The organism is Mucilaginibacter panaciglaebae (genome assembly GCF_039539265.1).
Taxonomy (GTDB): domain Bacteria; phylum Bacteroidota; class Bacteroidia; order Sphingobacteriales; family Sphingobacteriaceae; genus Mucilaginibacter; species Mucilaginibacter panaciglaebae.
In genome coordinates this window covers 169,501-184,666 of record NZ_BAABCV010000007.1, presented here as the reverse complement: position 1 = coordinate 184,666, position 15,166 = coordinate 169,501, and the positions used below count along the sequence as shown (strand labels likewise).

The 15,166-nt window shown below is 42.6% G+C and carries 13 protein-coding genes; 2 read left to right on the top strand and 11 right to left on the bottom strand.

The window, feature by feature from the left end:
- Positions 1–46 precede the first annotated feature (46 nt).
- From ABD772_RS11345 to ABD772_RS11295, 11 genes are all read right to left on the bottom strand, one after another.
- Positions 47–2,326, bottom strand: coding sequence for an NADP-dependent malic enzyme (locus ABD772_RS11345; RefSeq protein WP_345104205.1), 2,280 nt, complete (start codon positions 2,324–2,326; stop codon positions 47–49).
- Positions 2,327–2,580: 254 nt separating this feature from the next.
- On the bottom strand, positions 2,581–3,855 hold the full coding sequence (locus tag ABD772_RS11340) for a lytic transglycosylase domain-containing protein (protein ID WP_345104202.1): 1,275 nt from the start codon (positions 3,853–3,855) through the stop codon (positions 2,581–2,583).
- 66 nt (positions 3,856–3,921) lie between these two features.
- Positions 3,922–5,352 carry an Asp-tRNA(Asn)/Glu-tRNA(Gln) amidotransferase subunit GatA gene (gatA, locus tag ABD772_RS11335; RefSeq protein WP_345104199.1) on the bottom strand — a complete coding sequence of 477 codons (1,431 nt, stop codon included), beginning with the start codon at positions 5,350–5,352 and terminating at the stop codon, positions 3,922–3,924.
- A gap of 88 nt (positions 5,353–5,440) precedes the next feature.
- Entirely contained in the window at positions 5,441–5,602 is a 162-nt protein-coding gene (locus ABD772_RS11330) for a Sec-independent protein translocase subunit TatA/TatB (RefSeq protein ID WP_345104196.1), read from the bottom strand.
- A gap of 28 nt (positions 5,603–5,630) precedes the next feature.
- Positions 5,631–6,122 carry a Sec-independent protein translocase subunit TatA/TatB gene (locus ABD772_RS11325; protein WP_345104193.1) on the bottom strand — a complete coding sequence of 164 codons (492 nt, stop codon included), beginning with the start codon at positions 6,120–6,122 and terminating at the stop codon, positions 5,631–5,633.
- A 54-nt stretch (positions 6,123–6,176) separates the two neighbouring features.
- Entirely contained in the window at positions 6,177–7,442 is a 1,266-nt protein-coding gene (locus ABD772_RS11320) for a murein hydrolase activator EnvC family protein (protein ID WP_345104190.1), read from the bottom strand.
- A gap of 22 nt (positions 7,443–7,464) precedes the next feature.
- Positions 7,465–8,283, bottom strand: coding sequence for a lipoprotein insertase outer membrane protein LolB1 (lolB1, locus tag ABD772_RS11315; protein ID WP_345104188.1), 819 nt, complete (start codon positions 8,281–8,283; stop codon positions 7,465–7,467).
- A complete protein-coding gene (locus ABD772_RS11310; RefSeq protein ID WP_345104185.1) occupies positions 8,261–10,024 on the bottom strand; it encodes a tetratricopeptide repeat protein in 1,764 nt (587 codons plus the stop codon). Before ABD772_RS11310 ends, lolB1 begins: the two co-directional genes overlap by 23 nt.
- Before the next feature lie 19 nt (positions 10,025–10,043).
- Entirely contained in the window at positions 10,044–11,564 is a 1,521-nt protein-coding gene (locus ABD772_RS11305; RefSeq protein ID WP_345104183.1) for an oligosaccharide flippase family protein, read from the bottom strand.
- Between the two features lie 24 nt (positions 11,565–11,588).
- Positions 11,589–11,873 carry an acylphosphatase gene (locus tag ABD772_RS11300; RefSeq protein WP_345104180.1) on the bottom strand — a complete coding sequence of 95 codons (285 nt, stop codon included), beginning with the start codon at positions 11,871–11,873 and terminating at the stop codon, positions 11,589–11,591.
- A 106-nt stretch (positions 11,874–11,979) separates the two neighbouring features.
- Positions 11,980–13,158 carry an amidohydrolase family protein gene (locus tag ABD772_RS11295; RefSeq protein WP_345104178.1) on the bottom strand — a complete coding sequence of 393 codons (1,179 nt, stop codon included), beginning with the start codon at positions 13,156–13,158 and terminating at the stop codon, positions 11,980–11,982.
- Between the two features lie 125 nt (positions 13,159–13,283).
- On the opposite strand from ABD772_RS11295, the gene rlmN reads away from it, so the two are divergent.
- Together rlmN and ABD772_RS11285 are read left to right on the top strand one after the other, a co-directional pair.
- Positions 13,284–14,336 carry a dual-specificity RNA methyltransferase RlmN gene (gene rlmN / locus ABD772_RS11290; RefSeq protein WP_345104175.1) on the top strand — a complete coding sequence of 351 codons (1,053 nt, stop codon included), beginning with the start codon at positions 13,284–13,286 and terminating at the stop codon, positions 14,334–14,336.
- A gap of 125 nt (positions 14,337–14,461) precedes the next feature.
- Positions 14,462–15,160 (top strand): ComF family protein, encoded by a 699-nt coding sequence (locus ABD772_RS11285; protein WP_345104172.1) that lies wholly within the window; start codon positions 14,462–14,464, stop codon positions 15,158–15,160.
- Positions 15,161–15,166 lie beyond the last annotated feature (6 nt).

Sequence of the window (15,166 nt, the reverse complement as noted above, 5' to 3'; positions counted from 1 at the left end):
CCTAACGCTGTCCCAAATCTAATCACTAAACTCTAATCGGACAACCTTATTTGCTGTTATTTGCTTTGGCCTGTGCGTCGACAACGGCTATAGTAACCATATTTACAATTTCGCGAACAGAACTGTCTAATTGCAACACGTGCACCGACTTTCTCAGCCCGAGCAATATCGGCCCGACAGCTTCAGCACTGCCTATTTCCTGCAAAAGTTTGTACGCAATATTACCCGACTCCAGGTTAGGGAAGATCAAGGTATTTGCAGCGCGGCCTTTCAGGGTCGAAAACGGAAAGTTATCTGCCAGTAAAGATGCGTTAAGCGCAAAGTTGGCTTGCATATCGCCGTCTACCACCATATCGGGATATTTTTCATGAAGAATTCGGACGGCCTCGCGGGTTTTCTCAGGAATGGAGCCGGCATTTGAGCCAAAGTTAGAATACGACAACATGGCTACCCGCGGACTAATGTTAAACTGCTGTACCGAACGTTCTATAAGCACAGTAATGTCTACCAGCTCTTCAACCGAGGGGTCGACATTTACAGTAGTATCTCCAAAGAATACGGGGCCCTTTTGGGTAATCATCATATACATGCCAGCTACCCGGCTTACGCCCTTTTCAGTCCCGATGATCTGGAGGGCCGGCTTAACGGTGTCCGCATAGTTTTTGCTTAGGCCCGAGATCAATGCATCTGCCTCGCCAAACTGCACCATACAGGCACCATAATAATTAGAATCGGCCATTAACTGACGTGCTTCAAATAAGGTAATACCGCGTCGCTGACGTTTGCAGAAATAATACTGCGCATACTCTTCTGATCGCTTAGTTCCTAAATGCGGATCATAAATTTCCACCTCGCCCAAATCAAGTTCAGTTTCTTTGATGATCTTTTTAATCTTATTTACGTCGCCCAATAAAATCGGGGTGGCTACGCATTCATCTTTAACAATCTGTGCAGCGCGCAATACCTTGTAATTATCGGCATCTGCAAAAACCACCCGTTTAGGGCTATTTTTAGCCATAAGGGTAATATTGCGTAATAGCCGGTCATCGTCGCCAACCCTTGCTCTTAGTTCTTCGGCATAAGCTTCCCAATCTTCGATAATTGTACGTGCCACGCCCGACTGGATCGCAGCTTTTGCCACTGCCGATGACACCTCGATGATCAGCCTTTGATCCATTGGTTTTGGAATAATATACTCACGACCAAATTTCAGGTTCTTGGCATCATATGCCAGGTTTACCGCCTCAGGCACCGGCTTTTTAGCAATACCGGCAATGGCATGCACGGCTGCCAGTTTCATTTCTTCATTAATGGCACTGGCGCGGACATCTAAAGCCCCTCTGAATATGTAAGGGAAACCCAATACGTTGTTTACCTGGTTAGGAAAATCTGAGCGGCCGGTAGCTATGATGATGTCCTTACGCGAGCTAACTGCCAGGTCATAAGCAATCTCTGGTTCAGGATTAGCCATAGCAAAAACAATAGGGTTTTTAGCCATGCTGCGCAGCATATCCTGTGTAACTACGTTGCCGGCCGACAGGCCGATAAATACGTCGGCGCCTTTTATAGCATCGGCCAAAGTATTGACATCTTTGCGGGTAGTGGCAAATTGCAAGCGCATATCATCAAGATCAGTGCGATTTGGCGTTATCAAACCATTAATGTCAAACATCACCAGGTTTTCTTTTTTAACCCCAAGCGACAGGTATATTTTCGAGCATGATATAGCCGCAGCACCCGCGCCGTTTACTACCATTTTTATCTTATCCAGTTTTTTACCCTGTATCTCGCAGGCATTTAATAGCGCCGCGCCCGAGATGATAGCCGTACCGTGCTGGTCGTCATGCATTACGGGGATCTTCATTTCCGCCTTTAGCCTGCGCTCAATTTCAAAACAGGTAGGTGCCGAAATATCTTCCAGGTTAATACCGCCGAAGGTTGGTTCCAGGGCTTTCACTATCGTCACAAATTCGTCAACCGATTTGGCATTCAGTTCCAGATCAAACACATCGATATCAGCATAAATTTTAAACAGCAGGCCCTTACCTTCCATCACCGGCTTACTGGCTTCGGGGCCGATATTACCCAGGCCCAATACCGCCGTACCATTGCTGATTACGGCTACCAGGTTACCCTTAGCCGTATATTTATAAACATCGTCAACGTTTTGTGCTATACGTAAACAAGGTTCGGCCACACCCGGCGAATAGGCCATGGTTAAATCGCGCTGCGAATTAGTGGGCTTGGTAGGTACTACCTGTATTTTGCCCGGGCGACCCTTGGCGTGATAGTTTAAGGCGTCTTGTTTACGGTTAGACTTGTCCATAGGTGTATAATTGATATTCAAAGTTAAGGCTTTTTACACATGATAAAAAAGGCCATATAATGCCTTAAATTAGTGATAAATTGGCTTTAACCGGCTATTTACCTGACCGATAGCTTAAACACTATGGGCTATTGTTCGATGTTTGCAACATAGGGCCATAAGGATGTAGCCTTCAATTACATTTCCACAATACATATAAACAAAAAACCGATGACAGATTGCTCCATCACCGGTTTAACAATATTTTTATTTGATTACAGCTTAGTAAGCTTCGCCACAGGATTTAATATCACCTTTTGACCGGCCGCGGCCTGACCATCAGGAATATTATTCCAGGCCCTAACATCGCGCACGTTCAATCCATGATGTGCAGCAACTTGTTCCAAGGTTTCTCCTGCTTTAATTACATAGTATTCCGGAATAGCGGGATTTGAAATAACCGGAGCAACTTGCCTTGCTGCAGCGACATAAGTTACCGGCGCATAAGCTGTGGTAACCGGCGCCGGTACAGGTATCGACGCCGCTGCAACAGTCGGAAGCGGTTGCGATAAAACCGGATCAGGAAGGCCGTTCAGCACATTATACAATGCCGGATAATTTTTTTGATTAACATGCGGAATAATCAAACGACGCGGAGCGGCGGGTGTACCATTAACAATTAACCTTTTATAAGCCGGGTTCAGCATAGTAATATCCAACAGGTTAGTATTAAGGGCCCTGGCTACGTTACCCAGATCAACCATGCGGTCAACCATTAAAGTGTCGGTCCTAGGGTTAAAGTTCATAATATCCGGAACAATGCTGTGCTTTTTGCCATAGTTCATTACGTATGACATAGCAATGAAAGCCGGCACATAGTTACGGGTTTCCATAGGCAGGTATTGGCGGATAGACCAGAAATCCATCGCATTAGCTTTTTGAATAGCGCGTTCAACACTGCTTTTACCACAGTTGTATGAGGCAATGGCTAACAGCCAATCGCCAAACTCCTGGTAAGCATCTTTCAGATAAGCTGCAGCCGCATAGCTGGCCTGTATAGGGTCCCGGCGCTCGTCGACATAGCTATCCATATTCAGGCCATAGATTTTGGCCGTAGTTGCCATGAATTGCCATGGGCCGGTTGCACCCACGCGCGATACAGCAGCAGGATCAAGCTTTGACTCAACTATCGAAAGGTATTTAATTTCTGTAGGGATGCCGGCTTCATGGAATATCTTCTCGTAAATTGGGAAATAATATTTTGAAAGTGCCATTACATGAGCCATTTCGTCGCGATGGCGCGAATACAGGTCGATATAGGTTTGCACATACTCGTTGTAATCCAACGGTACGTCCTTCCGGATGGAATCCAATCTCAATTTAAATATCGATCCGGCATAAGCACTAACCGGCATATCCAAACTGGTATCGCCTGAAGTTTTTAGTGAAAAATGGGCATCTGCCACACTAAAGGCAGCAGCTGTTAACGAATGAGCTTTTACAACTTGCAGTGATAAGATAAAGGCAGCAACAGTTAAAATTCTCTTCATTCTAGTTTGTTAGGGGATAAGCCTTAATACGCATTCTCAATCCAAAGGTTTAACTAAAATATTAAATTATTGTAGCTCCATGAAATATTTGGAGAAATTAAGTAATTCTTGTTCGTTAAAATGTTTGGCTAATAATTGTAAACCTAACGGTAATCCGTCAGTGTTATTGCCTACCGGCAAAGAAATTGCCGGCGATCCGGTTAATGATGCCTGCACGGTAAAAATGTCGGCCAGATAGCTCACCACGGGGTCAGCTTCTACATTCCCCATGTTATAAGCAGGGCCTGGTGCGGTGGGCATCAGAATAAAATCATACTCATCAAATATCTGATTTGTTTTTTCCTGTATAAGCCTTCGCATTTTTTGTGCTTTGGCATAATAAGCATCATAGTAACCTGCACTTAACACAAAGGTCCCGAGCATGATGCGGCGTTTTACTTCTTTACCAAACCCTTCAGAGCGTGAGCGTTTATAGGTTGATAGCAGATCAGTAGCCGCCGGGCTACGATAGCCATAATGTACTCCGTCATAACGCGCCAGGTTTGACGAAGCTTCTGCTGTAACCAAAATATAGTAGGCAGGGACCAGATAATCCAGGTATTCAAACGCAATCGGCGTAACCGAATGGCCCTCGGCACGTAACTTATCTATTGTTCGGCTAAGCACATTTTTAACCTCCTGGTCAACCCCGGGGCTTGAAATAGATTCTTGCAGATATGCTATCTTCTTTTTCCCGGTTGATTTTTCCAGCCCGGCAGCATAAGCCGGCACTGGTTTGGCAGACGCTGTGCTATCATATTCATCCGCTCCGGCCATCACCTCCAGCAACAACGCGGCATCTTCAACAGAACGGGTTATTGGCCCCGCCTGATCAAAAGACGAAGCGTAAGCAATAAGCCCATGACGTGATATGCGACCATAAGTGGGCTTAAAACCAATCGTCCCACAGAATGCGGCAGGCTGACGAACAGACCCCCCCGTATCGGTACCGATAGCCGCATGGCACATATTAGCCTGTACAGCAACCGCCGAGCCACCTGATGAACCGCCTGATACCTTGGTATGATCGGCGTAGTTTTTTACAGGCCCAAAATAAGACGTCTCATTAGCAGCGCCCATGGCAAATTCATCGCAGTTGCAACGGCCAATGATGATAGCATCTTCTGCCAGCAAACGCTCAACTATGGTTGCCGAATATATTGACTCGAAATTAGATAGTATTTTAGATGATGCGGTAACTTTATGCCCTTTATAGCAAATGTTATCTTTTATGGCAATAACCATTCCCGCCAGCTTGCCGGCGCTGCCGTTTTTAAGACGGTTATCAACTTCTTTGGCACGCTGCAACGCCTCATCACCAAAAACACCATTAAAGGCATTCAGGTGGGCATTTTTTTCAATCTGGCCCAGATAGCTCTTTACCAGTCCTTCAACAGTAATTTCATTATTTTGTAACTCACTCTTTATCTCACTTAAAGAGGAATAAATTTTAGCCATGGGCCGAAAATAAAAAACTTATCTGTTGAAATAGAAATTAATTTCAACAGATAAGTATATTATCAATAAGTCCTGAAGTAATCAGAAACTATACGTTACGCTTTTCGTCGTCTTCTGTGCCGTTTGAAGCGTCTTTGAATTCCTTAACGCCTTTACCCAAACCTTTCATAAGCTCAGGTATTTTTTTACCGCCAAATAATAGTAACACTACTAAAAGGATGACGAATACTGCTGGACCATCTAATCCCATGATATTGTAATTTTATATTAGTTTATAATTAATTATTCGTTTGTTTCTTTTCCGAATCTATAGCAGTGGTGGTTGCTGATTCTTCAATTGCACCTTCACCACGATAATGTTTATAAAGTTCAGGATCGCTTTCGGGCGTTCCATCGAATAAAACGTTATCTGTGGCTGAATGAGTTTGACTTACCGGTACAGTGTTGGCAACGGGCGTAGCAGCGGGCGCAGTGGTCACAGCAGGTGTTTCTTCTTTAGTACCTGCGGGATTGTCTGTTGAATGCTCCGCAATTTTTGGAGTCTCTTCAGCTGCTTTTGTCTCCTCTTTTTTCTTATCGTAGTTATCTATCTGATTATTGATTTCGCGCTTTACACCTTCCGAGGCGTCTTTGAAATCACGAATACCTTTACCTAAGCCACGCGCAAGGCCCGGTAATTTATCACCACCAAATAACAGCAATACCACAAATAATATCAACATTATTTCGGGTGGGGTAAATTCAAAGAATAATAATACTGAACTAAACATACTCTCTCTACTAATTAGGTTACAAATATAAGCATTAATTATTTACAAGTTCTTTTACCTGTCGGCCAACCAAACTTTTGGGTCTACAGGTGTGCCGGCTTTATATAATTCAAAGTGTACCATGGTCTCCCCTGTTACTCCATCAGTAGCCGCAGTGCCAATAGTTTGCTTAGTGCTTACTTTTTGGCCAGACGACACATTTACCGATCTGAGGTTGTTATAAGCGGTCAAATATTCGCCATGTCTGATAATGATAAGCCACGAGCCTAATACATTTTGAACTTTTGACACTGTTCCGTCAAACACCGCTCTCACAGGTGCGCCATCATTAGTGCGTATATCCAGACCGGTACTCTCGCTCCGGATACCATCAGTAGTAAACGTACCAAAACCCTGTGTAACGGCCCCGTTAACTACCGGCCAGGGTAGTCGGCCACGGTTCCCCAAAAAATCATTAGATAACCTGGCTGCCTCTGGTGTTGCATTCAGTAACTCGCTATTTGAGCTTTTTCGTACCGCAGGTTTAGCTGCAGCCGGGGCATCTTTATTTGATGCTTTTGCTCTCTCTGCTGCCAAACGCGCCTCTTCTGCCCGGCGTCTTTCTTCATCAATCACCGCTTTGGCATAAGCCCGGATTATTTTAGAAACTTCGCGCTGCTTTGCCACCCGTTGTCTTTGCAGTTGTTTTTCCTGACTACTCAGACTTTTAACCACCGCCGACTGGTTGTTGCGCTCTTTACCCAGGTTCGCTTTTTCCTTCTCCTGGTCAACAAGTAACGTATGTTTTTGCTCTTTAGTCTTATCAAGTTCAACTATTTTAACATGCAGATCTTTTTGTTTGCTTTGAATAGATGCAGCCTGCCGCTCGCGATAGGTAGCAAATTGCTGCAGATACTTTAGACGCTTGTATGCCTGGTTAAAATCTTTCGCAGCAAAAATGAACATTAATTTATTGTACCCGCTTTTGTTACGATAAGCAAACAACACCATATCGGCATATTTCTTTTTCAGCAAATCTAACTGGCCTTGCAGGTCATGTACGGTATTGGTATTTTCTGATATCTGGTTATCCAGATTACGGACCTCGCCATTAATGACGTTTATTTTTTGCTCGCGCAGACTTATCTGAGCCTTAAGTATATTGAGTTGCTTAAGGGTTGATTTCTTATTGTTCCGCGTTTCTTCCAACTGCCTGTTAAGCTGGTTCAACTCGTCATTGATGCGATCGCGCTGCTTTCGCAGCTCAGTACTGCTTTGGGCGTGTACTTGCACCGCTGCGAAAATGCAGATCAAAAGGAATAGTGCTTTTAAAAATTTCATCCGGTTCAAAAATATTAATTTTTTAATCGGCAGGCGTATATCTTTCCGGAATATTAAAAGGAAAATCTAATTCAAGGTCAAAGTCAACCTTATTATAGTGCAGATTAGCTTGTATTTTTTTATCGCCTATGGTTGATAGAATATTAATTTGCGAGGGCACCAATTTATTGTTAGCCTGTATAAAATTACTGTTTGTAACCAATAGTGCCTGCCCTTCGTTATTGTTTGACAAGTTGAATTGCGTCACCCGCATATTGGTACCCAGCGTAAGGTTGTAGATCAAATCTTGCAATGTACCAGATAAGACTATATTTCCCATATCCGCCTTAATAACTGAGTTTTCGGTAAGCAGCTCAGGCATAACATTGCCCACCAGCAGTGATTCAATAGTATTATAATTAACCTGCCTGCTGGCATATCTATACACATAGCTAAAAGGCTTTTTCAAATAAACGCCTTGCAGCTTATTGATGATCTTGATGCTATCAGGAGTGATTAATGCCCGGGCTACCTCAATACCCAATATTGCAGTAATTGAAACCCATATCTTCTTCTCGTGCGCTATACGGACGTTCATAGTAACATCATTGCTGTTACCGTTAACATCAAGCTTTGTAGAGGCTCTGCCCGAAAACGTGTTAAAAGTGACCTGATGACCTTTTATAGCAGCCAGCTCATTTTTAACGTAGGTTAAATCGGGTGTGGTAGTTGGGATAGAAACCGTGTTATCTATCTTGGGTGTCACAGAGGCAACGGGCATTGCTTTTTTGCGGGCCTTGCAACTTACTATTGCCAACACGCCGCAAATTATAAACACCTTATTCAATATATTTCTTTTCATTTATCTTCCGATCCAAAACGGGCGAGTTTGCTCCGTATTCCTTAGCTTTTTTCCAATATAGTACGGCACCATCGGCATCTCCTAAATAAAACAATATATCTCCATAATGTTCGGTTTGTACGGCACTTTTATTTTTGTTATGAGCCTGTGCCTTGTCCATCCAAATCCGGGCATCGCGGTAGTTTTTTTGCTTGAATAATATCCAGGCGTAAGTGTCCTCGAACGATGCATTCCCGGCCTCAAGCTCATTGGCACGCTTGGCCATAGCGGCTGCTTTATCCAACTGCTCGCCTCTTAATGATAAATAGTAGGCGTAATTGTTCAGCGTATATTTACTATCCGGCAGGTAGCTCAATGCTTTTTCATAAGCTTCGTCAGAGCTTTTATTGTCCTGCATGGCATGGTAACAATCGCCCAGTTGCGAGTAGCTTTGCGACAACAGGTTTTTGTCCTGAAACTCAAGCGCTATGGCATTTTTTAAATAGCTTAAGGCCTTTTTGTAATCCTTTTTTTGCAACCAGGCACTGCCTACTAAAAAGTTCATCCAGCTTTGGTTAGGAAAAAATGTCAATGCAGCTTCACCATCGCGAATTGCGCCATCGAAATCACTGCTACCCATCTCCAGCCGAACTAACTGGTCGCGGGTTTCATAGATCTGACCATTCAAAGCTACCGACTTTACATAAGCCTCTTTAGCCTGGGGATACTTTTCGCTTTGCACCAGCATATCGCCATAGAGAGCCTGCGCCTTGGCTTCGTTAGGGTGAGTCTCTGCTATTATTTTGCTTAACTCTAAAGCGCTGGCTAAAGCGCCGGCTTTTGCATCAGGCTCAGAAAACTTGGGAAAATATCCCATCATGATCCTGATTTTTTGATCGATGTTTAAATTTGGGTTAGCAAAGGCCACTTTAAGTTCGGCAAAGCTGGCATTAATATCCTTTTTATCGCGATAAACGTCAGCCAGGCCTAAGTGTATCGAAGCATTGTCCGGATCGATCGTTTTGGCTTGTTGCAATATTTTAAAAGCCTTGTCGGTGGCTTTATTCGACTCGTATATCTCTGCCAGCAGCAAATAATATTTAACCTGGTTAGGGTTCGAAGCTATCATCTGCTCTAAGCCGGTAGCGGCTTTATCCAGATTACCTTGTTTTAAATATATTTTCTGACGCGCAATGGTCAGATCATCAGTGGCTCCGGTAATTTGCTCTATCTGATCATAAACCTTTAATGCGTCGGTATAACGATTTTGGATCAGATAAGCATTGGCTTTATCATAGTAATAATCCGTGCGCTCAGGGTTAAGCCTGATCAACTGGGTAAATACATTATCCAGCTTGTCAATCTGGTTACCCTTTTCATAAACCTCAGCTAATGACGACCAATACCATTCGTTATCAGGTTTTATCGACACCGCTTTTTCGAGCAGTGGCTGCGCCTCGGCCAGTTTATTTTCTTTCTTGCGGATGTTAGCCAACTCGTAAAGAGCGGCATCATTTGCCGGATCAAGCACTAAGATCTTATTAAATATTTCTGCCGCCTGCTGATTGTTTTCGACAGTTTTTTCTTTCAATGCCGAAAAGAAAAGATTTTCTACTGCATCAGAGTCAATACCCGATTGGCTTACCTTTGCAGGGGCGGTATTTTGAGCATTAACAGATGTCGCCAAAAAGCATGAGCCTGCCAGCAATAAAGCCCACGCCCAACGCTTTAATTTGATAACACCTGTAAGCTGCCTGTTCATGCTTTAATTTTATCTTATGCTATCTTCTTAATATCGCTTTCAGTTCTTTTTGTTCAACAATATAAGCACCTGCTATAAACAATATAAATAATGCATTGCCTATAAAAATATTATGATTAAATATATAGAACGAAAGATAAACGAAGACAGCTGCAATTATGATATAAATTAAATTTTTTTTAAGATTATAAGGAATAGGATAATTACGCTGTCCCCAAATGTATGACAATACCATCATGACTACATAAGCAATAAATGAAATCCATGCCGAAGCCATATAACTATATTTCGGTATAAAAACCCAGTTTAAAATAATGGTTAGTATAGCGCCTATGCCAGAAATATAAAGGCCGTACTTGGTTTGATCTGACAACTTATACCAAACCGACAAGTTCATGTATATACCCAAACTTAAATATCCGAATAACAACGGCGGTATAACACCCAAACCTTCCCAAAAAACATTAGGCACTAAATGGTGATTTATTTCTTTGATATGCTTACCCAAAATAACGGTTGCCAGGATATCAACGTTAGCCACAACTCCAACAGTAATCACAGCTACAGTTATCACAAAATAATTCATGATGCGGGCGTAAGTGTCGCCCGAGTTTTTGTTTTTGGCGTGACTAAAGAAAAAGGGTTCGGCACCCAATCTAAATGCCTGAACAAAAATGCTCAGGAATATAGCGATCTTAGCACAGGTACCATATATACCAACATCCCTATCACTGATGGCCTGCGGCAGCATATGCTTCAACATGTTCTTATCCAGCGACTCGTTGATAATATAAGATATACTCGCGATTGTTACCGGCCAACTGTATACAAACATTTCGCGGTACATGCTAACATCAAATTTTAGTTTCAATTGAATTACTTCAGGCAGTAACAGCACTATGGTAAAAACACTGGCTGCGGCATTGGCCAAAAACACATAGCCAACCCAATGTGGCCTGTACCATCCGGCCATCCACTCCGAGCCAACTAAATGATGCCTGATAATAAATGGGACACCGAACAAGAAAAACAAATTGAATAGCACCACGAATAAAATGTTGGTACATTTTACAAAGGCATATTTAAGCGGCCTGCCATCAGCCCTGATTTTAGCAAACGGAATTACACAAAAAGCATCGGCTACTAAAATCACTAAAAAACATTTCACGTAAAAGGTGTAGTCGGCATGGTCTTTTGCAACACCAGCCTGCATATAGCTGATAATTGGGTTGAGAAAAAGCAGGCAAAAAATCAGAAATAAAAGGGTCACCGCTATGACCAGGCCAAAAGCGTTATTGTATACTTGTTGCCTTTTGTCTGACCGTTTTTGAAGATACCTGAAATAGGTGGTCTCCATACCAAACGCCAGGATAGCATTAACAATAGACGCATTAGCATACATTGCAGTAAAAATACCATTACCGCCAACCGGTAAAGCGCGGGTATAAATTGGCGTTAAAACAAAATAGATCATCCGGGATATAATGGTACTCAAACCATATATTGCAGTTTGCCCGGCAAATTTTTTAGCTGTTGACAATGTTTAGCGTATTTATTGGAGTTGCTATTTGAACAATCCCCGTTTTAACACCTCAAAATTACGATAGTTTTTCAGTTCGCCTTCATGCGATTCTATGGAGCTTATTTCAGCATTTTCCGGGCCTTCTTTACACCAGTCAAGGAACATCTCGAGCATAGCAGGTTCACCTTCGGCTTCAATGAATACATCGCCATCCGGCTGATTTTTCACCGTGCCGCGTATACCCAACTGGTCGGCTACTGCTTTGGTTGATGCCCGGTAATATACGCCTTGTACTTTTCCTTTAACCGTAATATCTAGATGTTTCATGATAGGTCAAAAGTAAAAATTAAAAAGTCAACGTGTTTATTTAATACCACACTGTCATTCCGAACGTAGATGACAAATTTAATAATGAAGAGTGACTCTGTATACCTTACACCAATCTTTTAACTTTTGTTTCAGCGGTAATTTTCAGATCGTCCAAACCGGTTATGAGATTGAGGCCAGGCGTTTTATCGGGTTCAATACTACCTTTCTCCTTGTCGATACCTAACAGCACCGCGCCATTAAGTGTCGCCCATTTCAGCAATCGTTCAAGGCTAAGCGATGGAAAACTCTCTTGCAGCACCCGCATCTCACTTAAAATACAAAGCTTGTCGTTAGACGCCAGACTGTCGGTGCCCAGGGTAATATTAAAGCCCTGCTCCAGGAACAGATCAACCTTCGGTAATGTTCCTTCTATATATAGGTTAGCGTTTGGACAAAAGCACCAGTTTATATGGCGGTCAAACCGTTTAATAAAATAAATGTCTTTCAGATTGGTACAGGTATTGTGCACCATAAGTATCTTCTGCTTGCTGGTTAACAGCGGCAAAATTGACTGCAATGAATTACGCGCCTGCGGCTTAAAATAGCTGATATCAATACCAAAATGCTCATACAGGTCATTAAAGTTACCCAGCTTATAGCGATAAAACTTATTCTCGTCCTCGCTCTCCTGGTTATGTATACTGATAAGGTTTTTGTGGGGACGGCTGTCGCAATATTTTTTAATAAGCTTAAACAGCTCTTTTGATACAGAATACGGCGCATGTGGTGTTATCGAGCACGACTGTGCTTTAAATTGATCCATCAATTGCAAGGCACCCTCGAAAGTGGCGTCGGCATTTTCAGGAATAAAGCCGAAGGCCTCAACAAAAGTATGATAGTATATTTTGCTGTTGGCCTTTATAGGCACCGTGACATTACTGTTCGAAATATCGCCCACCGCAACAATGCCGTTTTCGTACATATCCTGATCAGCCTTTATAGCTGCGGCTTCTATTTCTTTTTGATTGGTGTTTCTAAGGCTCTGCAGGTTTTTAATAAACTGAACAAGGCCTTCGCCCTTTGAAACTTTATTGTGTAAATGCGAAAGCTCTACATGGCAATGCGTATTTACAAACCCAGGAATTATAACACCACTCAATTGCTCAACAGGAACATGTTCTGATCCACGCGGCATTTGGTCTGACACCGCGATGATCTTACCTTGATCATCAATGGCGACATAACCATTTTTTATCGGATCGGCACTAATAGGGAAAACGTAATCGGCTCTAAAAATTTTCATTAGTTATAACTTAGCAAGTACCTCATCCTTCTATCAATCCATTAACTAAATACATTAACTTTTGGTTATTGTTTTTACCTAACAATATAAAAGATAGATTTTTTAAAATTTCGTACTTTTGTAGCGTGAGCGCCGAAAAAGAGAAAATTGATATCCGTAGCCTAAGCCTGGCAGACCTGCAAAAGCATTTTATCCAAATGGACGAAAAAAGCTTCAGGGCTAAACAGGTTTATGAGTGGCTTTGGAAAAAATCATGCTTTTCGTTTGAAGAGATGAGCAATATTTCAAAAGAACTTCGTACTAAACTGAACGACAAATTTGTAATTAATAATGTACAAATCAATAACTCACAGTTTAGCGCTGATAAAACTATAAAAAATTCTTTCATTTTGCATGACAAGCACTTAATTGAAGGGGTTTTAATTCCAACACCTGAAAGGATGACTGCTTGTGTGTCATCGCAGGTAGGTTGCAGCCTTACTTGCAAATTTTGTGCAACAGGATATATGGAGCGTAAACGCAACCTCAATCCCGACGAAATTTACGACCAGGTAGTGCTTATTGACAAGCAAGCGCGCGAAAATTATGGCATCCCGTTAAGTAATATTGTTTACATGGGCATGGGCGAGCCTTTGCTGAACTATAAAAACGTGCTAGAGTCGGTCGAAAAACTGACCTCAGAGGATGGTTTGAACATGGCTGCCAAACGCATTACGGTGTCGACAGCAGGGATTGCTAAGATGATCAAAAAACTGGGCGACGACGGTGTTAAGTTTAACCTGGCCCTGTCTCTGCATGCGGCTAACGACGAAAAGCGCAATACCATAATGCCCATCAATGAGCAAAATTCGCTAAAAGCACTGGCCGAGGCGCTTAAATATTATTACGCTAAAACCAAGAACCCGGTAACTTACGAATACATTATTTTCGACGGATTTAACGACAACATCCAGGACGCCGATGAACTGGCTCGCTTTTGCAGGCACCTACCCTGTAAAGTAAACATCATCGAATACAATCCTATTGCTTTTGCCTCCTATTTAAATGCCGGCGAAGATAAAGTTGAAGCTTTCGCCGAGCATCTGCGCAGGCATGGTGTAAATACCCACATACGCCGCAGCCGCGGCAAAGACATTGATGCTGCCTGTGGGCAGCTGGCTATTAAGGACGCTAAGTGACTCTTGGTGAATATCAGCACTGAATGTTGATATTCGAATATAAAAGAACCCGGGCCGGGCAAGGCCTGCCACCCGGCGGTCTAGAAATTTGTATCTTTATTGTCAATTATTTGAACAGCTAAACCTTGAAACTTAAAAGCAGCTATCTGGCCAACTTCTTGTCGTTATTATTCCCTCAGCTGTGCCCTGCCTGCGGGAACGAATTAGTAACGCACGAAAAAGTTATCTGTACAGATTGCCATTATAATTTACCACTTACCAATTTTCATTTACAGGCCGATAACATAGTTGCACGCCAGTTTTGGGGTAAGATAAATTTAGAGGGGGCTTATGCGCTGTACTACTTTAGCAAGGGCGGCAAGGTTCAAAATCTGATGCATCATTTCAAATACAAAGGCATGCAACAAATTGGTAATGTATTAGGTAATATCGCAGGGTTGCAATTAGCAACAAACCCCAGGTTCGCATCTATAGACTATATCATTCCTGTACCGTTGCATAAAAGCCGGTTAAAAGAACGCGGTTATAATCAAAGCGCCTGCTTTGCATATGGGCTGGCCGAAAAACTAAACAGTACAGTCGAAGAAAACAACCTGATACGCACACGCGCAACAGAAACGCAAACCCATCGCTCCAGGTTTGAACGCTTTGAGAATATGCAGGAAGTATTTGCTGTAAAAAACCTGGAGAAACTAAAAGGCAAACACGTGCTGTTAGTGGATGACATAGTCACCACCGGTTCAACACTCGAAGCCTGCGCCATACCCTTACTTCAAATTGAAGGCTTAAAATTGAGCATAGCTACGATAGCGTATGCGGAGTAGTGTTAA